Consider the following 24,113-nt stretch of genomic DNA (forward strand, 5'->3'; position numbering starts at 1 on the left):
CCCCCACCGCTGCGGACACTTTGCCCAGGAGTGAGTGATGTCCGCTTCCCTTCCGAGTCTGGGTTACGGCCTGGGTTTACGCAGTGAGTACTACCAGCAGATCCTTGAACAGTCGCCCGCTGTGGATTGGTTCGAAGTGATCTCCGAGAATTATCTGGTTCAGGGCGGTAAAGCCTTGTACTACCTGGACGCGATAGCCGAGCGCTATCCCTTGGTGATGCATGGCGTGTCCCTGTCCATCGGTGGGCCCCATGCCCTCGATACCGATTACCTGAACAACATCAAACAGCTCGCCGAGCGCATTCAGCCCGCGTGGATTTCCGATCACCTGTGCTGGAGCCGTGGCAGTGCGCACCAGTTGCACGATTTGCTGCCGCTGCCCTACACCGAAGAAAGTCTTTACCACGTGGCGGCCCGTGTTCGCCAAGTGCAGGACGTGCTGCAGCGCCCGTTGGTGCTGGAAAACGTCTCCAGCTATGTGCGCTCCAAGGCGGATGAATTTACCGAGTGGGAATTTCTCAACGCGTTGGCCCACCTCACCGGCTGCCAACTGTTGCTGGACGTGAACAACGTGTACGTCAGCTCGCGCAACCACGGGTTCGACGCGTGGACGTTCATTCGCAACCTGCCGCCGCAAAGCATCCGCCAACTGCATTTGGCCGGGCATATGGACTACGGCGATTATGTGGTCGATACCCACGACCACCCGGTGTGTGACCCGGTGTGGGCGTTGTATCAACAGACGCTTGAGCACTTGGGGCCGGTGTCGACGCTACTTGAGCGTGATGACCATTTTCCGCCGTTCGAAGAATTGCTCACCGAGTTGAGCAAAGCCCGGGAGCTGGGTGCGACTGCCTTGGCCAGGAGATCGCTATGCGCTTGACCGATTGGCAGTTGGCCTTTGAACAGCATTTGTTATCCGACACCTCCACCGCCAACAGCCACTTTGCCGCCACCTTGCTGGGTGGCCCGACGCTGGATGTGGACACGGGCCTGGCGATTTATCACAACGCCTATGTGTCGCGACTGCAGGAAGTATTGCGCCATGACTTCGGCGCGATCTGGTATTGGCTGGGCGATGATGAATTCGCGTTACTGACAGAAGCCTATGTGCGCCGTTACCCCTCGGCCCATTACAGCCTGCGCTGGCTGGGTGAGCGTTTTCCGGATTTTATCGTCGAACATCTGGTGGCTGAACAAAGCCCGCCGCTGGCTGAACTGGCGCGGCTGGAGTGGGCGTTCACGCTGGCGTTCGATGCCCCTGAAGGCGAGCCGTTGAGCCTGAATGACATGGCCACACTGCCGCCTGAAGAGTGGCCGGGTTTGCAGGTGACGCTGGCGCCTTCTGTGCAGCAGCAGCTGTGTCATTTCAACACGGTAGCGATCTGGCGAGCGAGCAAGGATGAGTCGGATTTCCCCGACAGCCATGCACTTGAGCTGGCGCAGATTTGCCTGGTATGGCGCCATCAAAACGTATGCCATTACCGCAGCCTGGAACCTGCAGAAGCCTGTGCACTGGCGGGCATGGTGACCACCGGCTGGAATTTTTCAGAACTGTGCGCGGAGCTTGCAGTCACTTATGGAGAGGGTGCCCCGTTGCAGGCCGTTACATGGCTGAAACAATGGATCCAGGACGGTTTGCTCGAGCGCCGAGCCCCATAGAAAAGTGCTATCAAATCGATAGCCTCCTACTTTGTCTCCGGATGGTCTACCCTCACTCCAGACGTCTGAAACAAGGGGGGACTACTCATGCTCGCGCAACTTCCACCGGCCTTACAGAATCTCAAGCTACCGCTGCGGCTCCGACTCTGGGATGGCCATGAATTCAACTTGGGCCCTGAGCCCAGTGTGACTATCGTGGTGAAGGACCCCACGGTCGTGACCAAGCTGACCCATCCAACGCTCGACTCATTGGGCGAAGCCTTCGTCCAGGGCAAACTGGAGCTGGAAGGCTCCATCTCCGAGGTCATTCGGGTATGTGACGAATTGAGTCACGCCCTGATCGAAGACGACGAGGGGAGTCGTCCGGTGCGCTCGATCCACGACAAGGCCACTGATGCAGCGGCCATTTCCTATCACTACGACCTGTCAAACGAGTTCTACCAGCTATGGCTGGACCAGGACATGGCCTACTCCTGCGGTTATTTCGAAACCGGCAGCGAATCCATCGACCAAGCCCAACAAGACAAATTCCGCCACCTGTGCCGCAAATTGCGGCTGCAGCCGGGTGAGTATTTGCTCGATGTCGGCTGCGGTTGGGGCGGGCTGGCGCGGTTCGCGGCGCGCGAGTTCGGGGTCAAGGTGTTTGGTATCACCCTGAGCAAGGAGCAATTGGCGCTGGCCCGTGAGCGGGTCAAAGCCGAAGGCCTGGAAGATCAGGTTGACCTGCAACTGCTCGACTACCGCGACCTGCCGCAGGACGGCCGTTTCGACAAAGTGGTCAGCGTGGGCATGTTTGAACACGTCGGCCACGCCAACCTGGCGGAATATTGCAAAGTCCTGTTCGGCGCGGTGCGTGAAGGGGGCCTGGTGATGAACCATGGCATCACCGCCAAGCACACTGATGGTCGCCCTGTGGGCCGTGGCGCCGGGGATTTCATCGAACGTTACGTGTTTCCCAATGGCGAGTTGCCGCATTTGGCGATGATGACGGCTGAAATCAGCGAAGTCGGGTTGGAAGTCGTCGACGTTGAAAGCCTGCGCCTGCACTACGCGCGCACGCTGGACCATTGGAGTGAGCGTCTGGAAGACAACCTGGAAGCTGCTGCGAAGATGGTGCCGGAGCAGGCGCTGCGTATCTGGCGCCTGTACCTGGCCGGCTGCGCGTATGCGTTTGCGCGGGGCTGGATCAACCTGCATCAGATTCTGGCGGTGAAACCGCATGCCGATGGCAGCCATGAACTGCCGTGGACGCGGGAGGATATCTACCGCTGAAACGCGGTGATGCAAACGATGAAGATCTACATGTGGGAGCGGGCTTGCTCGCGAATGCGGTGTGTCAGCCAATGAATTTATTGACTGGCACACCGCATTCGCGAGCAAGCCCGCTCCCACATTTGTTCGGTGTCGTTTATTAGAGAATCGGCGAGATCAAACGCGCCACCCGCATGCCCAGCTGTTGCAGGCGGCGGGTCTCGCGGTTTTCTTCCTGGCTGACCTCATGGGCCAGGGCAAAGTCATCCAGCAGCATCTGCTCCACTTCGCTGGCGAAGGCCTCGTCTACCGTCAGCAACATCACCTCGAAATTCAGCCGGAACGAACGGTTGTCCATGTTCGCACTGCCGATGGCGCTGATTTCGCTGTCCACCAACACCACCTTCTGATGCAGAAACCCCGGTTTGTAACGGAATACCCGCACGCCGGCGCGTACGGCTTCGATCGCATAAAGGCTGGAGGCGGCGTACACGATGCGATGGTCAGGGCGTGACGGCAGCAGCACGCGCACGTCTACCCCGCGCAGCACGGCCAGGCGCAGGGCGGAAAAAACGGCCTCATCGGGAATGAAATATGGGCTGGTGATCCACACGCGCTCGGTGGCGGCGTGAATGGCTTCGACGAAAAACAGCGAGCAGGTTTCGTACGGGTCGGCCGGGCCGCTGGCGAGCAGTTGGCAGAGCACGCCGTCTTCGGGGTAGGCGTCCGGCAGAATCAATGGCGGAAGTTCGCGCGCGGCCCAGAACCAGTCTTCGGCGAACGATTCCTGCAGGCACGCCACCACCGGGCCGGTGACTTGCACGTGGGTGTCGCGCCACGGCGCCAAAGGCGGTTTTTTACCGAGGTATTCATCGCCGACGTTATGCCCGCCGACAAACCCGGTGATGCCGTCCACGACTACGATTTTGCGATGGTTGCGAAAGTTGACCTGAAAACGATTGAGCCAGCCGCTGCGGGTGGCGAACGCTTTGACTTTGACTCCGGCATCGCGCAGCGATTGCACATAACGGTGCGGCAGGGCGTGGCTGCCGATGCGGTCGTAGAGCACGTGAATGTCTACACCTTCGGCAGCTTTTTCCTTCAGCAAGGCATGCAATTGCCTGCCAAGCTCGTCGTCATGAATGATGAAAAACTGGAACAGCACGGCAGTTTTGGCGTTGCGAATCGCGTCGAAGATCGCGCTGAAAGTGGCATCGCCATTGATCAGCAAGCGCACTTCATTGTTGGCCAGGCAGGGCATGCGTCCCAGCTTGGGCATGGCGCGCAACGACGCATAGGCACTGGAGTTGCGCGCGGCCAGGGCCTCTTCGACCCACGGGCGCCAGTTCAGCTCGGTGATCGCTGTGTGCATTTCCTGGTTGGCCTGGCGCCGCGCCTGGATGTAAGCATCGAACGTGCTGCGGCCAAAAATCAGGTAGGGGATCAGCGTGAGGTAAGGCATGAACATCAGCGACAAGGCCCAGGCGATCGAGCCTTGGGCGGTTCTGACGGTCAGCACCGCGTGGATGGCGGCGAGGGTCCCGAGAAAATGCAGCGTAGCGATGAAATAGGCGAGCAGGTGCGGGCCAAAAAAATCCATGAACGACATCTCTCCAGGCGATCCAAGTGCCTAACAGACCATGAACGGCGGCGAATGTCGCTATTTTATTTGCCGTGCAACACTGGCGGCTTTGCGGCGTCTAACGCCCACAATTACCCAGGAGTTACTCGATGAATGCTCGTCTGCCAGTTTTGGCCATAGTCGTTGGTTTGTTGCTGCCCGTGGCGGCTCAGGCGCAGATGCTGGCGCCGGGCTTGTGGGAATTGACCACCAGCAATATGAAAGTTGATAACCAGGACCTGCCGGACCTGTCGCTGATCCTCGGCCAACTCAAGCAACAGATGACCCCTGAACAGCGCGCGATGCTGGAAAAACAGGGCATCACCATGGCCGGTAAAGGTGTTCAGGTGTGCCTGACGCCGGCACAGGTGGCCTCGGACTCTATTCCCCTGACCGACCCGCAATCGGGCTGCAAACAGGAAGTGACCGACAAGACCGGTAACCAATGGAAATTCCGCTTCAGTTGCCCGAAAGCCCAAGGTACTGGCGTGGCCACCTTCAAGAGCCAGCAGGAGTTCACCACCACGGTCAACGGCACCTTCAATGCCACCGGCATCCAACAGAAGGGCAGCCTCGACAGCCACGCCCAATGGCTGGGCAGCGATTGCGGTACCGTCAAACCTCGCGCTTAACGCAGAAAGTGCAGGGGCAAGCCCTGGCAGCTGTCGACCACTTGGCCGTTGTGCCACGCCAAGTGGCCTGACACCAGCGTGGTGCTGACGCTGTGGCGAAAGCTGCGCTCGGCAAACGGGGTCCAGCCGCAGCGCGCGAGGATCGGCTGGCCGCTCACCGGTTTACCTTCGGCCTCGGGCTGGATCAACACCAGGTCGGCCCAATAACCCTCACGCAAGTAACCACGGTCGGGAATGGCGAACAGGTCGGCCACGCGGTGGCTGGTCTTCGCCACGAGTGTGGTCAGCGGCAGGTGCCCGTCAGCCACCAACTCCAGCAACGCCGGCAATGCGTGCTGCACCAGCGGCAGCCCGGAGGGCGCCTCGCGATAGCCCAACTGTTTTTGCGCCCAGGTGTGCGGCGCGTGGTCACTGCCAATCACGTCCAGCCGATCACTCAGCAAGGCCAGGCGCAGAGCATCGCGGTCGGCGCGGGTTTTGATCGCCGGGTTGCATTTAATCTGATGGCCAAGGCGGTGATAGTCGCGGTCGTCGAACAACAAATGGTGCAGGCAGACCTCGGCGGTGATGCGTTTTTCCGCCAAGGGTTTGTTTTCGAACAGGTCCAGTTCGCGGGCGCTGGTCAGGTGTAGCACGTGCAGGCGCGTGTTGTGGCGCTTGGCCAATTCCACTGCAAAGGATGACGAACGATAGCAGGCTTCGGCATCGCGGATCAGCGGGTGGGCAACGGCGGGAATCTGGTCGCCGAACCGCTCGCGCAGGCGTTGCTCATTGGCGAGGATGCTCGGCGTGTGTTCGCAGTGTGCCAGCAAGATGGTTGGCACTTCGGCAAACAAGCGCTCCAGAATCCGTGGGTCGTCCACCAGCATGTTGCCGGTGGACGCGCCCATGAATACTTTGACCCCGGCGACTTCGCGCGGGTCGAGGGCGGCGACGGTGTCGAGGTTGTCGTTGCTCACGCCAAAGTGAAAACCGTAGTTGGCCACCGAGTGCAGCGCGGCGCGGCGCTTTTTATCGGCGAGGGCTTCCAGGTTCAACGTGGCCGGGTTGGTGTTGGGCATGTCCATGAAGCTGGTGATGCCACCGGCCACTGCCGCACGGGACTCGCTGTAGAAACTGCCTTTGTCCGGCGCACCGGGCTCGCGAAAATGCACCTGGTCGTCGATCATCCCTGGCAGCAGCCACTGGCCCTTGGCATCGATTTCAACCGGCTCGTTGTAGCCTTCCAGGCTGGTGGCGATCTTCTCGATACGGCCATTGGCGACCAGCACGTCGGCGTCGAATTCCTGGCCTTCGTTGACCAGGCGGGCATTGCGAATCAGCAGGCGGCTCATGGTTCAGAACTCGTTTTGCAGGGCTTTGTAGCCGCGCACCAAATCGACGTTGGTGCGCGCCACGTCTTCGGAAAACTCCGAGGCGCTGACGCTGACCGGCGGGAATTGCGACAGGTCGGTATTGGGCCCGATGCGGGTGGTGGAGGGCACGTAGAACGCGGCGGGCAAGTCGCGGCCATCGACCACCGAGTTGTGACGCACCACGCAGCCATCGCCCACGGCGCAGTTGAATAGCACGCTGTTGAAGCCGATAAACACGCGGTCGCCGACGACGCAGGGGCCGTGGACGATGGAGCGGTGCGCAATCGAAGTAAATTCGCCGATGGTCACCGCCGCGCCGGACTTGGAGTGGATGACTACGCCGTCCTGGATGTTCGAGTTGGCGCCGATGGTGATCGGGTCCATGGCGCCGCTGGCGTCAACTTCGTCGGCGCGGATTACCGCGTAGGGGCCGACGAACACGTTTTCGCCGATGATGACTTTGCCGCAGATGATCGCGGTCTTGTCGACGTAGGCCGATTCGGCAATCACCGGCAGGTCGCCGGAAGGGTTCTTGCGGATCATGCAACAGGCTCCGTGATGATGTGAACGTGGTCGCCGTCAATGGCGTTGTAAAAGCAGGTTGGCCGGCCGGTGTGGCAGGCAGGGCCTTGTTGGTTGACGATCAGCAGTACCGCGTCGCCGTCGCAATCCAGCCGTGCTTCTACCAACTGTTGCCAATGGCCGGAGCTTTCGCCTTTGTGCCATAGCTGCTGGCGCGATCTTGACCAGTAGCAGACTTGCCCGGTGGCCAGGGTTTCGTTGAGGGCCTGGCGGTTCATCCAGGCCAGCATCAACACCTCGCCGCTGCCGTGTTGCTGGGCGATGGCGGCAATCAGGCCATCGCTGTTCCACGGCAGGGCGTCGAGCACGGCTTCAAGCGGAAAGCGGCTGCCCAGGGCAGCCTCTTCCAGGTCGAGCATGCTCAAGGTCATGGCTTGCTCAGGGCCGCGCACAGGGTGTTGAGGTTGTATTCGAACAGCCCGGTGAAGGTGCTGGCCGGGCCTTCAGCGGCGAGGGCGTCGGAGTACAGCGTGCCGCCGATCTGCGCGCCGCTTTCGTCAGCGATCTGCTTGAGCAGGCGCGAGTCCTTGATGTTTTCCATGAACACGGCCTTGACCTTGTCTTTGCGGATCTGGGTGATCAGCGCGGCGACTTCGGCGGCCGACGGCTCACGCTCAGTCGACAAACCCTGTGGCGCGAGGAACTGAATGCCATAGGCCTGGCCCAGGTAACCGAACGCGTCATGGGAGGTCACGATGCGACGGTTACCCGCTGGCAGTGCGCCGAATTTGGCTTTGGCTTCGGCCAGCAAGCGGTAGATTTCTTTCAGGTAGGCTTGGCTGTTGCGCAGGTAATCAGCCTTGTTGGCCGGGTCGGCGGCGACCAGTGCCTTGGTGATGTTGTTCACATAGATTTCGGCGTTGGCCAGGTTGTGCCAGGCGTGCGGGTCCGGGATGGTTTCGCCGTCTTCTTCCATGGTGTGGGAGATCACGCCTTTACTGGCGGTGACTACGGTGGCCTTGGTTTCGGTGCTGGTCACCAGGCGGTCAAGCCATGGCTCAAAGCCCAGGCCGTTCTTGATGATGACCTTGGCCTTGAGCAGCGCCTTGGCGTCATCCGGTGTCGGCTCGTAGGTGTGGGCATCGGAGTCGGGGCCGACCATATTGCTGATCTGGATGTGATCGCCACCGATCTGGTGGGTGATGTCATCGAGAATACTGAAGCTGGTGACTACCTGGAGTTTGTCGGCGGCCTGTGCCATCGACAACGGCAGCAGGAGACTGAACAGCACGAGTAAAGCGCGCATCGGGAAACACCTCATTGGGATGTAAGAGAGGGCGGGCGGCGCAGCAAACCGTGCACCGGGCCGAAAACCACGGACAGCAAATACCCTGCGCCAGCCACCAGCACGATGGCCGGGCCGCTGGGCAGTGAGTAGTAGAACGACAGCAACAAACCGAACCACACCGACAGGCATCCCAGCACCGCCGATACCGCGATCAACACCGGCAGGCGCCGGCTCCAGAAGCGTGAAGCAATGGCCGGCAACATCATCAAACCCACCACCATCAACGCGCCGATCGCCTGGAAACCGATCACCAGATTCAGCACCACCAGGGTCAGGAACAACCCGTGGGCGAGTGGGCCAAGGCGGCTGACGGTTTGCAGGAACAGCGGGTCGAGGGTGTCGAGCAGCAGCGGTTTGTAGATCACCGCCATGGCGATCAGGCTGAAACTCGACACCCACAGCATGCCGGTGAGGGTGGTTTCGTCCACGGCCAGGGCGGAGCCGAACAGCAGGTGCAGCAGGTCCAGGCGCTTGCCGGCGATGCCGAGGATCAGCACGCCGGCGGCGAGGGAGATCGGGTAAATGGCGGCGAGGCTGGCGTCCTCACGCAGGCCGGTACGGCGGGTGATCCAGGCCGACAAGCCAGCCATGCCCAGGCCGGCGCCGAGGCCGCCGATGGTCAGGGCGGGCAGGCTGATGCCTGCGAACCAGAACCCTAGCGCAGCGCCGGGCAAGATGCCGTGGGCCACCGCGTCACCGATCAGGCTCATGCGCCGCAGGATCAGGAACACACCCAGTGGCGCGGTGCTGCACGCCAGTACCAGCCCGCCGATAAGGGCGCGGCGCATGAAAACGAAGTCGTTAAAGGGCATCCACAGGTGGGCGGCGAAGTGCATCAGGCCACCTGCATTTGGGGTTGCGGGCGGATCAGTTCTTTACTGGGGCCAAACACGCAGCCGCTGCTTTTGATTTGCACCACTTGTTGGGTGTGATGGCGCACGGAGGCGAGGTCGTGGCAAACGATGACTACTGTGCGGCCTTCATCGTGCCAGGCGTGCACGTGTTTCCAGCACAGGGCCTGGCCTTCTTCATCGAGGGCGGCGTGGGGTTCGTCGAGCAACAACACGGGCGCTTCGGCCAGGCTCATGCGGGCGAGCAGGGCGCGTTGCAATTCGCCGCCGGACAACGCCATCAGCGGGCGATGCTCCAGGCCGCTCAAGCACCAGTCTTCCAGCACGGCGTGCAGGCGTTGGCTGCGTTGCTCGGGCGTGAGTTTGGTGCCCCAGAAACCGGCGGCGACCAGCTCTTGAAGGCTGATCGGGAATTGTCGATCCAGGTGTTGTTGCTGGGGCAGAAACGACAGGCCGCCACGGCGTGGAACCTCCACGCTGACTTTGCCCGCCAGCGGCTTTTGCAGGCCGGCGATGACTTTCAACAGGCTGCTTTTACCGGTGCCGTTGGCGCCGATGATGCCGGTGAGGCTGCCTTTTTCCAGCGTGAGATCCAGGGCGGGTGTCAGCGGTTGGCCGGGGGCACCCCAGCGCAAAGCGTTACAGGTGATCATGCAGGGTTTCTCGTCCAGCGGCTTTCAGCCACGGCATCGTGCGCGTGCAGGCTTTCGGCGTGGATCACTTTCAGGTGAAAAGCTTTGACTGCATCCGAGCGTTTCAAGGCGAGGTTCAGGCGGCGGGCAGCGTCTTCGCAGAACATCAGGTTCTGCCCGTTGGCCAAGGCGAAGGCTTGTTCGTCCGCGCGTTTTACGGCGGTTTGTACGGCGGTGCCGAGGGCGGCTTCGACATCGTCGATCAGGTCGGTGAGCGGCAGCGACGGCAGCATTTCGTCCAGTTGCAGGGAAATTTGCGCGCTACTGCGCTGGCTGTGGGGCGTGGCGACGATGCCGTTGGCGCTGCCGAGCCAGGTCAGCACGTCTTCATGCTGCAACGGCGTGTTGGCGAAATCATCCAGAAATTGCTGCTGAATCAACTGCCTGGCGAGCGCGGCTGAGCATGGGCAGGTTGAAGAGTAGGTAACGTCAATTTTTAGTTCCACGTGGAACATTCGGTTTTCCAGACGCGCTTCGATGCACACCGGGTAGCCTTTCCAGCCGGCCAGCGGGCTGACTAATGCCGCGCGTTTGAGCAGCAAATCGGTGTGGATACGCAGGTAGGCGTTCTTAGATAAACCTTCATGACTCTCCAGAAAGCGCTCAAGTAGAGTACGCAGAAGCGCAGGCGTCAGCGGTTGTTGGTCAAGCATTTCCAGGGCCAGGTACAGGCGTGACATATGAATGCCACGGGCTTCGCCGTCGTCCAGGCTCACGCCGGCATCGGCAGTGGCGGTCAGGCGTTGGCCGTCAATGAGGATAGGCAAGGCGATGCCGCACATGCCCACCCAATCGAGTGGCAAGGCTTGGCGTGAAGCCTGCGCGGCGATATCCGGCAGAGTCAGCGCATTCATGGGCAGGTCCATCGTTGGAAATAAAAAGACATGTTATATTATAACTATTGAGTCGACGATGATTTTTCTGCTTCAGCCTTTCTTCAGTCATGTCGAGCAGGGACGCTCCTTTATTTGCGGTATTTGTCATGCACAGACGTCAGCTCCTTAACCTGCTGCTGGTCAGCCCCCTCTTCACTTTGCCGTTGGGGGCCTACGCCACGCAGATTCGCAATGCGCGCCTGTGGCGCTCGGACGATAAACTGCGGCTGGTGCTCGATCTCAGCGGCCCGGTGCAATACAAGACCTTTTCCCTGACTTCGCCTGAGCGTTTGATCATCGACCTGAGCGGCGCCGGGCTCAGCGGTGATTTCTCGCAACTGGTGCTGAAAAACAGCGGCATTACCTCGATCCGCTCGGGGCATTTCGGCAAGGGCGACACGCGCATCGTGCTCGACCTCGCCGCGCCGATGCAGCTCAACAGCTTCTTGCTGCCGCCGCAGGATGGCCAGGGCCACCGCCTGGTACTCGACCTTACCAGCGCCACCCACGCGCCCCGCCAAATCGCGGCTGAACCTGCGCCATTGGTGGCGCCCGTGGACAAGGCGCACCCCAAGCGCGACATCATTGTGGTGGTCGACCCCGGCCATGGCGGCAAAGACCCGGGCGCGGTCGGCTCCAAGGGCCAGCGCGAAAAAGATGTGGTGTTGTCGATCGCCCAGCTGTTGGCCAAACGCTTGAAGCGCGAGAAGGGCTTTGACGTGAAACTGGTACGCAACGACGACTTCTTCGTGCCATTGCGCAAGCGTGTGGACATTGCGCGTCAGCACAAGGCCGACATGTTTATCTCGGTGCACGCCGATGCCGCGCCACGCCTCACCGCCTCAGGGGCTTCGGTGTATGCCTTGTCGGAAGGCGGCGCAACGTCCGCCACCGCACGGTTCATGGCGCAACGCGAAAACGGCGCCGACCTGCTGGGAGCCACCACGCTGCTCAATCTCAAGGACAAGGACCCGATGCTGGCCGGGGTGATTCTCGACATGTCGATGAACGCCACCATCGCCTCCAGCCTGCAACTGGGCAGCTCGGTGCTGGGCAGCCTGCAAAACATCACCACGCTGCACCAGAAACGCGTGGAACAGGCCGGTTTTGCGGTGCTCAAATCACCGGATGTGCCGTCGATCCTGGTGGAAACCGGGTTCATCTCCAACACCCAGGACGCCCAGCGGCTGGTGACCGCGCGTCATCAACAGGCTGTAGCCGATGGCCTGTTCGAAGGCCTGAAAAAGTATTTCCAGAAGAACCCGCCGATGAACAGCTACATGGCCTGGGTACAAGAACAGCAGAACGGTCAGGTCTAGCAGCCGGTCATTCGGCTACACGTGAACTTGGCGCTGGCGCCACCGGAACTGGAAAACCGGTTAATGGTGGTCCAGCCCACGCGGCGTGTGTAGCCGACCCACGCCTCCCCATCGGACGCCAACCCGGTAAAGAACGTCAGCTGCCCGTAGCGGCTGCTGGTCTGTGCCCAGTAGCGTTTGCCGATCACCTCAAAACCGCGCAAATACGTAGTGCTGCCTGCTGTTGCCACGCTGTAGGCATTCCCCAGCGGGTCCACACAGGCCAGCAAGTTGGCGCTGCGCGTGCAATTGGCCAGCGGGCTCGGCGTTTGCGCGCAGGCCGGTCCTGCGGCTGCCAATAACAGGGCGCACACCAGATATTTCATAGGGTTTCTCGGGGCCGGGAAGTGTTCAAGCATTGCGCCCTTCGTCGTGACGAGCAAGGGGGGATTGGCTTATTTGTATTGTTATACTATAACATTAAAAAACAGCCTGACCCGTGAACTGCTTTCCATGACTGAACAAGACCTCCTGGCCCAACCGCCTGCCGACTACATGAATGAAGCCCAGCAAGGTTTCTTCCGCGAGTTGCTGCTGACCCAGCGCTACGAACTGCAAGCGCGCATCGAGACTGAATTCCTGCTGCTGCGCGAGCAGGAAACCAACAGCGACCCCGCCGATGTGGGCAGCGCCGAAGAACAGCGTCAATGGCAACTGCGCCTGTTGGAGCGGGAAAAAAAGCTGTTGGACAAGATCGACGACACCCTGGAATTGCTGGCCCGCGGCGAGTACGGCTGGTGCCGTGAAACCGGCGAGCCCATTGGTCTGAAACGCCTGCTGCTGCGCCCCACAGCAACCTTGAGTATCGAAGCCAAAGAACGTGAAGAGCTGCGCGAACGCCATAAACGGGCGATTTGACCGGCCACCCCTGATGAGGATTACCTGATGACCAATCGTCTCCCCGTTACCGTGTTGTCCGGCTTCCTCGGCGCCGGTAAAAGTACGCTGCTCAATTACGTCCTGCGTAACCGCGAAAATCTGCGCGTGGCGGTGATCGTCAACGACATGAGCGAAATCAACATTGATGGCAGTGAAGTCCAGCGCGACGTCACCCTCAACCGCGCCGAAGAAAAACTGGTGGAGATGAGCAACGGCTGCATTTGCTGCACCTTGCGTGAAGACTTGCTCGAAGAAGTCGGAAAACTCGCTAAGGAAGGTCGGTTCGATTACTTGCTGATCGAGTCCACCGGCATCTCCGAGCCATTGCCCGTGGCCGAAACGTTCACCTTTCGTGATGAAAACGAGCAAAGCTTGGCTGATATCGCGCGGCTGGACACCATGGTCACCGTGGTCGATGGCATGAATTTCCTGCTCGACTATCAGGCTGCCGAAAGCCTGGCCTCACGCGGCGAGACTCTGGGCGAGGAGGACGAGCGTTCCATCACCGATTTGCTGATCGAGCAGATCGAGTTCGCCGACGTGATCCTGATCAGCAAGATCGATCTGATCAGCAGCCGCGAGCGCGAAGAGTTGATTGCTATCCTCGAGCGCCTCAACGCCCAGGCCGAAATCATCCCGATGGTCATGGGTGAAGTGCCGCTGAACAAAATTCTCAACACCGGCCGTTTTGACTTCGAACGCGCCGCCCAAGCGCCGGGCTGGTTGCAGGAGCTGCGCGGTGAACACATCCCGGAAACCGAAGAGTACGGCATCGCCTCCACGGCTTACCGTGCACGGCGCCCGTTTCATCCGCAGCGCTTCTTCGACTTTATCGACCGCCCTTGGGTGAACGGCAAGCTACTGCGCTCCAAAGGGTTTTTCTGGCTGGCCAGCAAGCATCAGGACGCGGGCAGTTGGTCTCAGGCCGGTGGCCTGATGCGCCATGGTTTCGCCGGGCGCTGGTGGCGTTTTGTGCCGAAAAGCCAATGGCCGCAGGACGAGGAAAGTGTGGCCGCGATCATGGGCAACTGGCAGTTGAGCACCGGCGATTGCCGCCAGGAGCTGGTGTTTATCGGGCAAAACATTGATTTCAACCAGATGCGCGCCGAGTTGGACGCGTGCCTGCTCAACGATGAAGAAATGGCCCTGGGCGTCGAAGGCTGGCGCCTGTTGGCCGACCCCTTTGGCCCTTGGTATGAGGAGGCGGCTGCCTGATGCTGGCCCCGGTGATTCCCCTGCGCCCCGTGATCCGTCAGACCCGCGGTGAAACCCCGCTGGCGCTGTCCGACATTCTCAACGATGGCGTCAACCTGGCGCTGTGGCAGCGCCAGTTACCTCTGCATATCGCCGAATTCGGCGCCTTGCTGGTGGCGCTCAACGAGCCGCTTGCGGATTCCATGGTGATTGAGCTGAAAGATGATGACTCGGCGCCGAACCTGCAAGGTTTGGCATCCAGTTGCAGCGATCTTGAAGGCTACGAAGGCTTTATCGCCGATGTGTCGTGGCTGGTCAGCGCGTTTGCTTGCCTGCTCGGCGCCAGACGCATTGGCGTGCGTCTGCGGTTACTGGACAAAGCCATGTGCCCGCGCTTTCACGTTGACCACGTGCCCGTGCGGTTGATCACCACGTACGCCGGTATCGGCAGCCAATGGCTGCGCGAAGGCGTGATGGACCGACGCAAGCTGGGCCAGCCAGACGCAGAGCCCACGGACCGCATCGAGCAAATTCACTGTGGCGAAGTCGCGTTGCTCAAGGGCACCAAATGGCATGGCAACGAGGCTCACGGCCTGATTCACCGTTCGCCCGCGCCCAAGGCCGATGAGCGGCGGTTGATCCTGACGCTGGATTGGCTGGCATAACCGCGTAGGATCAAACGCTCTACACGGTCTGAAATGAAGCCCTCCATGCTGCAGAATATTCCCACCCATGTGATTGCCGGGCCCTTGGGCGCCGGCAAGACCAGCCTGATCAAGCACCTGCTCGCCCAACGCCCGGCCGACGAGCGCTGGGCGGTGCTGATCAACGAGTTCGGGCAGATCGGCCTGGACGCGGCGTTGCTCACCCAAGATGACGATGGCATTGCCTTGGGCGAGGTGGCCGGTGGCTGTTTGTGCTGTGTGAATGGTGCACCGTTCCAGGTCGGCTTGGGCCGTTTGCTGCGTAAGGCGAAGCCGCACCGGCTGTTCATCGAGCCCTCGGGTCTGGGCCACCCGGCGCAGTTGCTCAGGCAGTTGCGCGAAGCGCCATGGCAGGGCGTGCTGGCGGTTCAGCCGTGCGTGTTGGTGCTGGATGCCCAGGCGCTGGCGGCGGGTAAACCCTTGCCTGATGCGCAACGTGAGGCGTTGGCCAGCGCCGGGCTGCTGGTATTGAACAAGGATGAGGCGCTGGATGCCGCGCAGCACCAGGCTATCGAACAGCAACTACCGGATTGCCCGCTTTATTGGACCCGCCAGGCGCAATTGCCGCTGGTGCGGCTGCCCGGGCTGAATGCAATAGCCGCTGCGGCTGTGGATAACTTCGCGGTGCCCACGGGCTTGGCGCAAATGCCAGCGATATGGAGCGATCCGCAATTGCCGATTTGCTTGAGCCAAGCTCAAGAGGGCGGCTGGAGCATCGGCTGGCGCTGGCATCCGAGCCAGGCATTCGACACCCAGTGCCTGGAGGGTTGGCTGACAAACCTCGATTGGCGCCGCGCCAAACTGGTTATCCACAGCGCTGAAGGCTGGGTAAGCGCCAACGCTGTGGATAACAGCCCACTCAGCTGGCAAGCCAGCGAATGGCGCCGAGACTCACGTATTGAATTGATCTTCAGTGCGCCACAGGACGTGGCTGCGTTACAGGCTGCTCTGGCAGCCTGCCGTCAGTGACGGTTTTTGCTGGCGTGGTCCTGGCGCCACTGGCTCAGCTCAATCACCTCGGCGCTGGGCAGCGGGGTCTTGATCTCGAACGGGTAGGGCGCCAGTTCGATTTGCGCGCTGTGCGCACCGAATTGGGTGATCGTCCCGGGGTGACGGGTTTCGCCGGTTACGGTGAACTCGAAGTTGTAGATGCGCGCCAGACGCCGCCGACCATTGGCATCCTTCACAAAACCAATGCGTTTGAGCGCCACCGCGCCGTCCAGCAACTCGATATCGAGCTTGGCGCAATGCTGCTTGACCCGCTCCAGCGCCCGTTCGCGCAGGCCGTGGTTGTGCCACACCCATGCCGCGCCCGTCGCCAGCAGCATCAATACGAAGATGTTTCCCAGGGTGAGCATGCGATGAACTCCAACAAAGTGAGAGCAGCTTAACTGTGTCGCCGGTCTGTCGTACAGGCTGCGTTTAGTCGCATACTGCGCGGCCAGAATTCAAACGGCTTTACGGAAATCTCCCGCATGAAACGCACACCTCATCTGCTTGCGATCCAGTCTCATGTGGTCTTTGGCCACGCCGGAAACAGCGCCGCCGTGTTCCCCATGCAGCGGGTCGGGGTGAATGTCTGGCCGCTCAACACGGTGCAGTTCTCCAACCACACCCAGTATGGCCAGTGGGCGGGTGAAGTGTTGGCACCGCAGCAAATTCCGGCGTTGGTGGAAGGCATTGCCGCGATTGGCGAACTGGGCAATTGCGATGCGGTGCTGTCCGGCTACCTCGGTAGCGCCGACCAGGGCCGCGCAATCTTGACGGGCGTTGCGCGGATCAAGGCGATCAACCCCAAGGCGCTGTACTTGTGTGACCCGGTGATGGGCCATCCGGAAAAGGGTTGCATCGTGCCCCAGGAGGTCAGTGATTTCCTGCTGGATGAAGCCGCTGCCATGGCTGACTTCCTCTGCCCGAACCAGCTGGAGCTGGACAGCTTCGCCGGGCGCAAACCGCAATCGCTGTTCGATTGCCTGGGCATGGCCAAGGCATTGTTGGCGCGCGGGCCGAAGGCCGTATTGGTCAAGCATCTGGATTACCCGGGCAAACTGCCGGAGGGTTTCGAGATGCTGCTGGTGACCGCCGACGGTAGTTGGCACCTGCGCCGGCCGCTGCTGGCGTTTCCTCGCCAGCCGGTGGGTGTGGGCGACCTGACCTCGGGGCTGTTCCTGGCGCGCGTATTGTTGGGCGACAGCCTGCTGGCAGCCTTCGAATTCACCGCCGCTGCCGTACATGAAGTGCTGCTGGAAACCCAGGCCTGCGGCAGTTACGAGTTGGAACTGGTGCGCGCTCAGGACCGTATTGCCCATCCGCGTGTGCGCTTTGAGGCCACGCCAATCGGTTTGTAGTCACGCAAAACCCAATGTGGGAGCTGGCTTGCCTGCGATAGCTATCTGTCAGTTACCGATGTATTGACTGATCTGCCGCCATCGCGGGCAAGCCCGCTCCCACATTTTTTGATCTGGTTTACAGACCGGGGCTTACGGACCGTCCGCCTTGATTTCCTGGTAGCGCTTTTCCAGCTCCTGGCGAATCTGCCGGCGCTGCTGGGCCTGCACGAAGCGGCGCTTGTCTTCGCTGTTCTGCGGTTGCAGCGGCGGCACGGCGGCAGGTTTGCGCTGGTCGTCCACGGCCACCATGGTGAAGAAGCAGCTGTTGGTGTGGCGCACCGAGCGCTCACGGATGTTCTCGGTGACGACCTTGATGCCGACTTCCATCGAGGTATTGCCGGTGTAGTTGACTGACGCGAGGAAGGTCACCAACTCGCCGACATGGATCGGCTCACGAAAAATCACCTGGTCTACCGACAACGTGACCACATAACGGCCTGCATAACGGCTCGCGCAGGCGTAGGCCACTTCGTCGAGGTACTTGAGCAGGGTGCCGCCGTGGACATTGCCTGAGAAGTTGGCCATGTCTGGGGTCATCAATACCGTCATCGACAGCTGGGCGTTTCCGGGTTCCATAGCACACTCACGGTTGTAGGCATCTGTTGGGGAGGGCACCTCTGCGGGTGCTGAAATCTTTGCAGCTATCCCTAACGGGACGCCGGTGGGCGGCTTGCCGTCACGCCTGCACCGATCTGTTTCCATATATTGCACCGGCTTTATGCCGGAAGTCGCGGTGTTAACCTTCAAAAGCCCGTGTCAGGGCATTTCTTACGATTTAGGCCGACTTTTCCTTCCGCGCGTTGCGACTGTTCAACGGCGTGCGCGGAAGTGGGAAAAGCGCCAGTACCCTCAAGGAGCCCCTCGCCATGCACGCCATCAGTTTTATCCAGGATTTGGCCGTGATCATGCTGGTGGCAGGGGTGGTCACCATCCTGTTCCACCGCCTCAAGCAGCCGGTGGTGCTGGGTTACATCGTCGCCGGGTTCATCATCGGCCCCCACACCCCGCCGTTCGGCCTGATCCACGATGAAGACACCATCAAGACGCTCGCCGAGCTGGGGGTGATCTTCCTGATGTTCTGCCTGGGCCTGGAATTCAGCCTGCGCAAGCTGTTCAAAGTCGGCGCCACTGCGTTTATCGCGGCGTTCCTCGAAATCATCCTGATGATCTGGATCGGTTATGAAATCGGCCGCTGGTTCGACTGGAACACCATGGACTCGCTGTTCCTTGGCGCAATCCTGGCAATCTCCTCGACCACCATCATCGTCAAGGCGCTCAATGACTTGAAGATGAAGAACCAGCGTTTCGCCCAATTGATTTTCGGCGTGCTGATCGTGGAAGACATTCTCGGCATCGGCATTATCGCCTTGCTGTCGAGCATCGCCGTCAGCGGCACGGTCAGCTCCGGCGAGGTGTTTTCCACGGTCGGCAAGCTCTCGCTGTTCATGATCGTCGCGCTGGTCATCGGCATTTTGCTGGTGCCGCGGTTGCTGGCCTACGTGGCGAAATTCGAAAGCAACGAGATGCTGCTGATCACCGTGTTGGGCCTGTGTTTTGGGTTCTGCCTGCTGGTGGTGAAGCTGGAATACAGCATGGTGCTGGGCGCCTTCCTGATCGGCGCGATCATGGCCGAGTCGCGGCAATTGATTAAGATCGAGCGCCTGATCGAACCCGTTCGCGACATGTTCAGCGCTATTTTCTTTGTGGCGATTGGTTTGATGATCGACCCTCAGATCCTGTTGCAATACGCCTGGCCCATTGCGGTGATCACCGTGGCGGTGGTGCTGGGCAAGATGTTGTCCTGCGGCCTGGGTGCGTTTATCGCCGGTAACGATGGCCGTACTTCACTGCGTGTGGGTATGGGGCTGTCACAGATTGGCGAGTTTTCCTTCATCATCGCGGCGCTTGGGATGACGTTGCAGGTGACCAGCGACTTCCTCTATCCGGTGGCGGTGGCCGTGTCGGCGATCACCACCTTGCTCACGCCGTATTTGATTCGCGGCGCCGACCCCTTGTCGTTGAAGATTGCCGCCGTGATGCCCAAGCGCATGAGCCGGGTGTTCGGTATGTACGGAGAATGGCTGCGCAGCATCCAGCCGCAAGGCGAGGGCGCGATGCTGGCGTCGATGATCCGCAAGATCATCCTGCAAGTGGGGGTTAACCTGGCGCTGGTGGTAGCGATCTTCTTCGCCGGCAGTTTCTTTGCGGCGCGCATTGGCGGCTATCTGGAGGGATGGATCAGCGATCCGAGTTGGCAGAAGGCGTTGATCTGGGGCGGGGCACTGCTGTTGTCGCTGCCGTTTTTGATTGCGGCGTACCGCAAGCTCAAAGCGTTGTCGATGTTGCTGGCGGAGATGAGCGTGAAGCCGGAGATGGCCGGGCGGCATACCCAGCGGGTGCGGCGTGTGATTGCGGAGTTGATCCCCATTCTGTCGCTGTTGGTCATCTTCCTGCTGTTGGCAGCCTTGTCGGCCAGTATTCTGCCGACCAACAAGTTACTGGTGCTGATCGCCGTGGTCACGGCTGCGGTGGCAGCCGTGCTCTGGCGCTGGTTCATCCGCGTGCATACGCGGATGCAGGTCGCCTTGCTGGAGACGCTGGATAACCACAAAGACACGCCGGAGCACTAAGGCGCCTTCACTGTAGTGAGCGAGCTTGCTCGCGCTGGGCTGCGCAGCAGCCCTTAAACAACCGCCTCGCCCCACCTGGAAAGACGCGTTGCCCTGTTTGGGGCTGCTTCGCAGCCCAGCGGGAGCAAGCTCCCTCGCCACAGGGTTAGCCTTCACACATTCAAATCAGCTTTCCAGCCAGACGTCTCGCGCCCAGTGCCACACCGATTCCCAGGTTTCTTCGGTCACCAGTTCTTCTTCGCCGGACCACAGCACCACAGTGCCGTCTTCTTCTACGCAGTAGTAGTCATCGCCGTCCTGGCAGATCGGGATCATGCTGCGATCAACGCCGGCGTCCCAGGCATTGGCCGCAACGTCCGGCAGGTACGTGTGGGACTGCGGGTCGGTAACGGTCACCGGCTCCAGGCTGCCATACACTACGTCGCTGACGGTCAGCAGAAACTCACGGAACACAAAGGGAATGTCGATGAACAGTTGTTCCTCGATTTCCACGATCTGATCTTCATCAGGCAGTTCCAGAGGAACCGGAACCGGTTCGTTGGCTTCACGCAATTGTTCGATGATTTCTTCCACGGCCGGGATCCTCTTGCTGATGGCGCGGTTAACAGGGGCGTTTTATACAGTAGCTCGCTATAAGTGCAACCGTGAAATAGAAAACCCCGGAACATGTCCGGGGTTTTTATCACAGGTGGCTCAAACGCGCGGGTATCAGCCGTTCTGACGGATACCGGCGACCAGCCATGGCTGGTTCTCGCCTTGCGGACGTTCCATGTTCCAGCTTTCGCTGAACACTTCGCCCTGGTCGAAACGCGAGGTCTTCGACACGCCGCTGAAGGTCAGGGTGGCGATGGTCTTGTCGGCGCGGTCATCCACTCCGTCCAGCTGTACGCGCAGGTCGTCGATGTAAGTCGACTGGAAGGCATCACCGATCTCGGCGCGTTCGCGCTTGAGGAACTCCAGCAATTGCGGGGTCACGAACTCGGAAATCTTGTCCATTTCGTTGGCGTCCCAGTGTTGTTGCAGGGACTGGAAGTGGCTGCGGGCCGCTTCGACAAAACGCTCTTCGTTAAACCAGGCCGGTGCGTTGATCACCGGGCGGGCAGCAGCCGGTGCAGCCGAACCACCGAAGATCGAACCCATGGCAGGTTTTTGCTCGAACACTTCACGCTGCATCGGCGCGCCGGCGGGCGCCAGGTGCTCCTGCTGCTTGCGGCGACGGGCGGCGATAAAGCGGAAGATCACGAAGGCAATGACCGCCAGGATCAACATGTCAAAGATTTGCATGCCCTGGAAGCCGCCGCCCATGAACATGGACGCGAGCAGGCCACCGGCGGCGATGCCGGCCAGAGGGCCCAACCAGCGCGAAGCACCGCCGGCCTTGGCAGCAGCGCCAGCGGCACCGGCTGCACCAGCGGTCGCGGCTGCGCCGCCCATGCCACCGGCGGCTGGGGCCATTTGGCTGGTCTGGTGGCTCGGCGCTGCGCCGGAGCTTTTACCGCCACCGAAGCGTTTGGCGTTGGCGTCAAGGCTCATCGTCAGGCCGATGCACAACGCCATGGCGATGCTAAGAAAACGTTTCATAAAGGGAATTCCCATTTGTGGATTGCACGCGCGCCATGTTGCACAGGTGTCGTGACAGTGGCTAGCGGCAGAGTGTTTCGGGCTTTTGCGTAAGACCGATTCCGAAGGGTCTGTAGGACTAGTTACAGATATTGGCCCGCCACCTGTAAAAACAAGGGCGGGCCAGTAACCTTCATACAGGGAAGATGTATCAGATTGCTTCGAGCTTCGCGTAGCCCATCATCAGCCACTTGCTGCCTTCAGCGAAATTCACCTGCACCCGTGCCTGGGCGCCGGCGCCTTCGAAGTTGAGGATCACGCCTTCGCCAAACACCGAATGCCTGACCTGTTGGCCAAGGCTGAACTGGGTTTCAGGAATTTCGGAGCCGGCGAACAGGCTGCTGGCGCTCTGTTGCTGGCCACCGCCAAACGGGCGGCTGACGCTGTTGGACAAGCGCACTTCCTGAATCAGGCCCTTCGGTACTTCACGTACGAAACGCGAAACCTTGTTGTAGGTCTCGCTGCCGTACAGGCGTCGGGTTTCGGCGTAGGTCATCACCAGGTTCTGCATGGCACGGGTGATGCCCACATAGGCCAGGCGGCGTTCTTCCTCAAGGCGGCCGGGCTCTTCCAGGCTCATCTTGTGCGGGAACAGGCCTTCTTCCATGCCCACCAGAAACACGTACGGGAACTCCAGGCCCTTGGCGCTGTGCAGCGTCATCAGCTGGATGCTGTCTTCATGCTCGTCAGCTTGTGTATCGCCGGCTTCCAGCGACGCATGGCCGAGGAAGGCGGCAAGTGGCGTGAGGTCTTCTTCGCTTTCGGCGTTTTCGAACGCGCGCGCTGCGCTGACCAGTTCCTCAAGGTTTTCTACCCGAGCCTGGCCTTTCTCGCCTTTTTCCGCTTCGTGGTAGGCAATCAGCCCGGACTGCTCGATCACGGTCTGGGTCATCAAGTGCAGGGGCATTTCCGCGCACTTGGCCGCGAGGTTCTCGATCAGCTCGACAAACACACCCAACGCCCCGGCCGCACGGCCAGTCAGGCCTTTATTGGCGACCAGCAGGCGCATGGCTTCCCACATTGATACATCGGCGTGGCGCGCGTGGTCGCGAATTGCTTCAACGGTTTTCTCGCCAATGCCGCGCGCCGGGATATTGATCACGCGCTCCAGCGCCGCATCGTTGCCACGGCCTTCCAGCAAGCGCAGGTAAGCCATGGCGTTCTTGATTTCCGCACGCTCGAAGAAGCGCTGGCCACCATAGATACGGTACGGGATACGTTCGCGCAGCAAGGCTTCTTCCAGTACCCGCGATTGGGCGTTGGAGCGGTACAGAATCGCGATATCGCTGCGCGCCAGGCCGGTTTTCAGCGCGCTTTCGATGGTTTCCACCACGTAGCGCGCTTCATCGTGCTCGTTGAACGCCGCGTACAGGTTGATCGCTTCGCCTTCGCCGCCGTCGGTCCACAGCTCTTTGCCCAGGCGCCCGGTGTTGTTGGCGATCAAGGCGTTGGCGGCCTTCAGAATCCCGGCGGTGGAGCGGTAGTTCTGCTCCAGGCGGATAGTCTCCGCGTCCGGGAAGTCTTCGGAATATTGGTAGATGTTCTCGATTTTCGCGCCGCGCCAGCCGTAGATCGACTGGTCGTCGTCACCCACCACCATCAGGCTGTCGCCGCCCTTGGCCAGCAGGCGCAACCAGGCGTACTGCACGGCGTTGGTGTCCTGGAACTCGTCCACCAGGATGTGGCGGAAGCGTTTCTGGTAGTGCGCCAGCAAACCCGGGTTGTCGCGCCACAGGTCGAGGGCGCGCAGCAGCAACTCGGAGAAGTCGATGACCCCGGCGCGCAGGCAGGCGGCCTCGTAGGCTTCATAAATGCTGCGCATGGTGGCCAGGAACAAATCACCGCTGGCCTGAATATGCTGCGGGCGCAGGCCTTCGTCTTTCTGGCCGTTGATGAACCATTGCGCCTGGCGTGCCGGCCAGCGTTGTTCGTCCAGGCCCAACTCGCGGATCACCCGCTTGACCAGGCGTTGCTGGTCATCGCTGTCGAGAATCTGGAAGGTCTGGCTCAAGCCCGCTTCTTGCCAATGGGCCCGCAACAGGCGGTGTGCCAGGCCGTGGAAGGTGCCGACCCACATGCCGGCCGGGCTGATGCCCATCAGCTGCTCGATGCGGTGGCGCATCTCGGCAGCGGCCTTGTTGGTGAAGGTCACCGACAGGATGGAGTGCGGGGAGGCGTTTTCGACCTGGATCAACCAGGCGATACGGTGCACCAGCACTCGGGTTTTACCGGAGCCAGCACCGGCCAGGACCAACTGACGGCCAACGGGGGCCGCTACGGCCTGGCGTTGGGCATCGTTGAGGGAGTTCAGCAAAAGGGAGAGATCATCGCGCATCGGCGCATTCTAGGGTGCCCGGGGGAGTGGGGCAAATACCAATGCCGGGTGGTCGGCGGAAAACTTCAACGGCGCCCGCAGCGGGCAAAGATTCTGCCGTGAGGGATGACTGGTCGGTCATGCTCCGCAGCCCGCGCCGCGTCTCGCTCAAGCTGTCTGGCCCAACCGTTTGCGGTTAAAAGTCCTACAGGTTT

General features: G+C 60.8%; 25 protein-coding genes. 11 read left to right on the forward strand and 14 right to left on the reverse strand.

What is annotated here, in order from left to right:
- The first annotated feature begins 37 nt into the window (after window positions 1-37).
- The 3 genes from AB4P94_RS06645 (at window position 38) to cfaB (ending at window position 2,934) form a co-directional block, all read left to right on the forward strand.
- Window positions 38-883: a DUF692 domain-containing protein gene (locus AB4P94_RS06645; RefSeq protein WP_395609904.1), complete on the forward strand. Its 846-nt coding sequence runs from the start codon at window positions 38-40 to the stop codon at window positions 881-883.
- Window positions 874-1,662 carry a putative DNA-binding domain-containing protein gene (locus AB4P94_RS06650; RefSeq protein WP_395609905.1) on the forward strand — a complete coding sequence of 263 codons (789 nt, stop codon included), beginning with the start codon at window positions 874-876 and terminating at the stop codon, window positions 1,660-1,662. Before AB4P94_RS06645 ends, AB4P94_RS06650 begins: the two co-directional genes overlap by 10 nt.
- An 87-nt stretch (window positions 1,663-1,749) precedes the next feature.
- Complete coding sequence (gene cfaB, locus AB4P94_RS06655) at window positions 1,750-2,934, forward strand: C17 cyclopropane fatty acid synthase CfaB (protein ID WP_395609906.1); 1,185 nt, start codon at window positions 1,750-1,752, stop codon at window positions 2,932-2,934.
- A gap of 139 nt (window positions 2,935-3,073) precedes the next feature.
- Here cfaB and cls read toward each other — a convergent pair whose 3' ends face one another.
- Window positions 3,074-4,513 (reverse strand): cardiolipin synthase, encoded by a 1,440-nt coding sequence (cls, locus tag AB4P94_RS06660; RefSeq protein WP_395609907.1) that lies wholly within the window; start codon window positions 4,511-4,513, stop codon window positions 3,074-3,076.
- A 131-nt stretch (window positions 4,514-4,644) separates the two neighbouring features.
- Here cls and AB4P94_RS06665 point away from each other — a divergent pair, with 131 nt between their 5' ends.
- Window positions 4,645-5,166 (forward strand): DUF3617 domain-containing protein, encoded by a 522-nt coding sequence (locus tag AB4P94_RS06665; RefSeq protein WP_395609908.1) that lies wholly within the window; start codon window positions 4,645-4,647, stop codon window positions 5,164-5,166.
- On the opposite strand, the gene AB4P94_RS06670 is transcribed toward AB4P94_RS06665, so the two are convergent.
- Genes AB4P94_RS06670 through folE2 form a run of 7 tightly spaced genes read right to left on the reverse strand, consistent with a single transcriptional unit; the run spans window position 5,163 to window position 10,788 of the window.
- Complete coding sequence (locus tag AB4P94_RS06670; RefSeq protein ID WP_395609909.1) at window positions 5,163-6,500, reverse strand: dihydroorotase; 1,338 nt, start codon at window positions 6,498-6,500, stop codon at window positions 5,163-5,165. The genes AB4P94_RS06665 and AB4P94_RS06670 overlap by 4 nt on opposite strands.
- A gap of 3 nt (window positions 6,501-6,503) precedes the next feature.
- Window positions 6,504-7,064 carry a DapH/DapD/GlmU-related protein gene (locus AB4P94_RS06675; protein ID WP_016971721.1) on the reverse strand — a complete coding sequence of 187 codons (561 nt, stop codon included), beginning with the start codon at window positions 7,062-7,064 and terminating at the stop codon, window positions 6,504-6,506.
- Window positions 7,061-7,474, reverse strand: coding sequence for a phosphoribosyl-AMP cyclohydrolase (gene hisI / locus AB4P94_RS06680; RefSeq protein ID WP_395609910.1), 414 nt, complete (start codon window positions 7,472-7,474; stop codon window positions 7,061-7,063). The genes AB4P94_RS06675 and hisI overlap by 4 nt, the downstream gene beginning before the upstream one ends.
- A complete protein-coding gene (locus tag AB4P94_RS06685; protein ID WP_395609911.1) occupies window positions 7,471-8,349 on the reverse strand; it encodes a metal ABC transporter substrate-binding protein in 879 nt (292 codons plus the stop codon). The genes hisI and AB4P94_RS06685 overlap by 4 nt, the downstream gene beginning before the upstream one ends.
- Before the next feature lie 11 nt (window positions 8,350-8,360).
- The gene (locus AB4P94_RS06690; RefSeq protein ID WP_395609912.1) at window positions 8,361-9,227 is read right to left on the reverse strand and encodes a metal ABC transporter permease; all 867 of its coding nucleotides are present in this window, start codon (window positions 9,225-9,227) and stop codon (window positions 8,361-8,363) included.
- A complete protein-coding gene (locus AB4P94_RS06695) occupies window positions 9,227-9,895 on the reverse strand; it encodes a metal ABC transporter ATP-binding protein (RefSeq protein WP_395609913.1) in 669 nt (222 codons plus the stop codon). The genes AB4P94_RS06690 and AB4P94_RS06695 overlap by 1 nt, the downstream gene beginning before the upstream one ends.
- Window positions 9,892-10,788, reverse strand: coding sequence for a GTP cyclohydrolase FolE2 (gene folE2 / locus AB4P94_RS06700; protein ID WP_395609914.1), 897 nt, complete (start codon window positions 10,786-10,788; stop codon window positions 9,892-9,894). The genes AB4P94_RS06695 and folE2 overlap by 4 nt, the downstream gene beginning before the upstream one ends.
- Window positions 10,789-10,916: 128 nt before the next feature.
- Here folE2 and AB4P94_RS06705 point away from each other — a divergent pair, with 128 nt between their 5' ends.
- Entirely contained in the window at window positions 10,917-12,128 is a 1,212-nt protein-coding gene (locus AB4P94_RS06705; protein ID WP_395609915.1) for an N-acetylmuramoyl-L-alanine amidase, read from the forward strand.
- Here the strand turns inward: AB4P94_RS06705 and AB4P94_RS06710 are convergent.
- Complete coding sequence (locus tag AB4P94_RS06710; RefSeq protein ID WP_395609916.1) at window positions 12,125-12,493, reverse strand: glutamine synthetase; 369 nt, start codon at window positions 12,491-12,493, stop codon at window positions 12,125-12,127. The two genes, AB4P94_RS06705 and AB4P94_RS06710, sit on opposite strands and share 4 nt — an antisense overlap.
- 127 nt (window positions 12,494-12,620) lie before the next feature.
- On the opposite strand from AB4P94_RS06710, the gene dksA reads away from it, so the two are divergent.
- From dksA to AB4P94_RS06730, 4 genes are read left to right on the forward strand one after another with little or no spacing between them, the layout of a single operon-like run.
- Window positions 12,621-13,025, forward strand: a complete 405-nt coding sequence (gene dksA, locus AB4P94_RS06715) for an RNA polymerase-binding protein DksA (RefSeq protein WP_395609917.1) — start codon at window positions 12,621-12,623, stop codon at window positions 13,023-13,025.
- 27 nt (window positions 13,026-13,052) lie between these two features.
- A complete protein-coding gene (gene zigA / locus AB4P94_RS06720) occupies window positions 13,053-14,261 on the forward strand; it encodes a zinc metallochaperone GTPase ZigA (protein ID WP_395609918.1) in 1,209 nt (402 codons plus the stop codon).
- The gene (locus AB4P94_RS06725; RefSeq protein WP_395609919.1) at window positions 14,261-14,905 is read left to right on the forward strand and encodes a DUF1826 domain-containing protein; all 645 of its coding nucleotides are present in this window, start codon (window positions 14,261-14,263) and stop codon (window positions 14,903-14,905) included. Before zigA ends, AB4P94_RS06725 begins: the two co-directional genes overlap by 1 nt.
- Before the next feature lie 45 nt (window positions 14,906-14,950).
- On the forward strand, window positions 14,951-15,913 hold the full coding sequence (locus AB4P94_RS06730; protein ID WP_395609920.1) for a CobW family GTP-binding protein: 963 nt from the start codon (window positions 14,951-14,953) through the stop codon (window positions 15,911-15,913).
- Here the strand turns inward: AB4P94_RS06730 and AB4P94_RS06735 are convergent.
- Window positions 15,907-16,302, reverse strand: coding sequence for a DUF3301 domain-containing protein (locus AB4P94_RS06735; RefSeq protein ID WP_395609921.1), 396 nt, complete (start codon window positions 16,300-16,302; stop codon window positions 15,907-15,909). The genes AB4P94_RS06730 and AB4P94_RS06735 overlap by 7 nt on opposite strands.
- A gap of 117 nt (window positions 16,303-16,419) precedes the next feature.
- Between AB4P94_RS06735 and pdxY the strand changes: the two genes are divergently transcribed.
- The gene (gene pdxY / locus AB4P94_RS06740; RefSeq protein WP_395609922.1) at window positions 16,420-17,292 is read left to right on the forward strand and encodes a pyridoxal kinase PdxY; all 873 of its coding nucleotides are present in this window, start codon (window positions 16,420-16,422) and stop codon (window positions 17,290-17,292) included.
- Window positions 17,293-17,424: 132 nt separating this feature from the next.
- On the opposite strand, the gene AB4P94_RS06745 is transcribed toward pdxY, so the two are convergent.
- Entirely contained in the window at window positions 17,425-17,910 is a 486-nt protein-coding gene (locus AB4P94_RS06745) for an acyl-CoA thioesterase (RefSeq protein ID WP_003213461.1), read from the reverse strand.
- 290 nt (window positions 17,911-18,200) lie between these two features.
- Here AB4P94_RS06745 and AB4P94_RS06750 point away from each other — a divergent pair, with 290 nt between their 5' ends.
- The gene (locus AB4P94_RS06750) at window positions 18,201-19,964 is read left to right on the forward strand and encodes a cation:proton antiporter (protein WP_038845475.1); all 1,764 of its coding nucleotides are present in this window, start codon (window positions 18,201-18,203) and stop codon (window positions 19,962-19,964) included.
- 165 nt (window positions 19,965-20,129) lie between these two features.
- On the opposite strand, the gene AB4P94_RS06755 is transcribed toward AB4P94_RS06750, so the two are convergent.
- The 3 genes from AB4P94_RS06755 to uvrD form a co-directional block, all read right to left on the reverse strand.
- Entirely contained in the window at window positions 20,130-20,537 is a 408-nt protein-coding gene (locus AB4P94_RS06755) for an SMI1/KNR4 family protein (RefSeq protein WP_017135771.1), read from the reverse strand.
- A 135-nt stretch (window positions 20,538-20,672) separates the two neighbouring features.
- Window positions 20,673-21,545: a Tim44 domain-containing protein gene (locus AB4P94_RS06760; RefSeq protein ID WP_395609923.1), complete on the reverse strand. Its 873-nt coding sequence runs from the start codon at window positions 21,543-21,545 to the stop codon at window positions 20,673-20,675.
- Between the two features lie 190 nt (window positions 21,546-21,735).
- On the reverse strand, window positions 21,736-23,919 hold the full coding sequence (gene uvrD, locus AB4P94_RS06765) for a DNA helicase II (RefSeq protein ID WP_395609924.1): 2,184 nt from the start codon (window positions 23,917-23,919) through the stop codon (window positions 21,736-21,738).
- Window positions 23,920-24,113: the final 194 nt, after the last annotated feature.

The sequence above is a fragment of the Pseudomonas sp. B22129 genome (assembly GCF_044218875.1).
Lineage (GTDB): Bacteria > Pseudomonadota > Gammaproteobacteria > Pseudomonadales > Pseudomonadaceae > Aquipseudomonas.

Excerpts from the sequence above, each read along its gene's own strand:
- AB4P94_RS06695 (WP_395609913.1), bottom strand. The coding sequence starts at position 9,895 with ATGATCACCTGTAACGCTTTGCGCTGGGGTGCCCCCGGCCAACCGCTG.
- AB4P94_RS06665 (WP_395609908.1), top strand. The coding sequence starts at position 4,645 with ATGAATGCTCGTCTGCCAGTTTTGGCCATAGTCGTTGGTTTGTTGCTG.
- cfaB (WP_395609906.1), top strand. The coding sequence starts at position 1,750 with ATGCTCGCGCAACTTCCACCGGCCTTACAGAATCTCAAGCTACCGCTG.
- zigA (WP_395609918.1), top strand. The coding sequence starts at position 13,053 with ATGACCAATCGTCTCCCCGTTACCGTGTTGTCCGGCTTCCTCGGCGCC.
- AB4P94_RS06745 (WP_003213461.1), bottom strand. The coding sequence starts at position 17,910 with ATGGAACCCGGAAACGCCCAGCTGTCGATGACGGTATTGATGACCCCA.
- AB4P94_RS06705 (WP_395609915.1), top strand. The coding sequence starts at position 10,917 with ATGCACAGACGTCAGCTCCTTAACCTGCTGCTGGTCAGCCCCCTCTTC.
- AB4P94_RS06725 (WP_395609919.1), top strand. The coding sequence starts at position 14,261 with ATGCTGGCCCCGGTGATTCCCCTGCGCCCCGTGATCCGTCAGACCCGC.
- hisI (WP_395609910.1), bottom strand. The coding sequence starts at position 7,474 with ATGACCTTGAGCATGCTCGACCTGGAAGAGGCTGCCCTGGGCAGCCGC.
- AB4P94_RS06670 (WP_395609909.1), bottom strand. The coding sequence starts at position 6,500 with ATGAGCCGCCTGCTGATTCGCAATGCCCGCCTGGTCAACGAAGGCCAG.
- AB4P94_RS06685 (WP_395609911.1), bottom strand. The coding sequence starts at position 8,349 with ATGCGCGCTTTACTCGTGCTGTTCAGTCTCCTGCTGCCGTTGTCGATG.
- AB4P94_RS06750 (WP_038845475.1), top strand. The coding sequence starts at position 18,201 with ATGCACGCCATCAGTTTTATCCAGGATTTGGCCGTGATCATGCTGGTG.
- AB4P94_RS06710 (WP_395609916.1), bottom strand. The coding sequence starts at position 12,493 with ATGAAATATCTGGTGTGCGCCCTGTTATTGGCAGCCGCAGGACCGGCC.
- AB4P94_RS06735 (WP_395609921.1), bottom strand. The coding sequence starts at position 16,302 with ATGCTCACCCTGGGAAACATCTTCGTATTGATGCTGCTGGCGACGGGC.
- AB4P94_RS06675 (WP_016971721.1), bottom strand. The coding sequence starts at position 7,064 with ATGATCCGCAAGAACCCTTCCGGCGACCTGCCGGTGATTGCCGAATCG.
- folE2 (WP_395609914.1), bottom strand. The coding sequence starts at position 10,788 with ATGAATGCGCTGACTCTGCCGGATATCGCCGCGCAGGCTTCACGCCAA.
- cls (WP_395609907.1), bottom strand. The coding sequence starts at position 4,513 with ATGGATTTTTTTGGCCCGCACCTGCTCGCCTATTTCATCGCTACGCTG.
- pdxY (WP_395609922.1), top strand. The coding sequence starts at position 16,420 with ATGAAACGCACACCTCATCTGCTTGCGATCCAGTCTCATGTGGTCTTT.
- dksA (WP_395609917.1), top strand. The coding sequence starts at position 12,621 with ATGACTGAACAAGACCTCCTGGCCCAACCGCCTGCCGACTACATGAAT.
- AB4P94_RS06760 (WP_395609923.1), bottom strand. The coding sequence starts at position 21,545 with ATGAAACGTTTTCTTAGCATCGCCATGGCGTTGTGCATCGGCCTGACG.
- AB4P94_RS06650 (WP_395609905.1), top strand. The coding sequence starts at position 874 with ATGCGCTTGACCGATTGGCAGTTGGCCTTTGAACAGCATTTGTTATCC.
- AB4P94_RS06730 (WP_395609920.1), top strand. The coding sequence starts at position 14,951 with ATGCTGCAGAATATTCCCACCCATGTGATTGCCGGGCCCTTGGGCGCC.
- uvrD (WP_395609924.1), bottom strand. The coding sequence starts at position 23,919 with ATGCGCGATGATCTCTCCCTTTTGCTGAACTCCCTCAACGATGCCCAA.
- AB4P94_RS06645 (WP_395609904.1), top strand. The coding sequence starts at position 38 with ATGTCCGCTTCCCTTCCGAGTCTGGGTTACGGCCTGGGTTTACGCAGT.
- AB4P94_RS06690 (WP_395609912.1), bottom strand. The coding sequence starts at position 9,227 with ATGCACTTCGCCGCCCACCTGTGGATGCCCTTTAACGACTTCGTTTTC.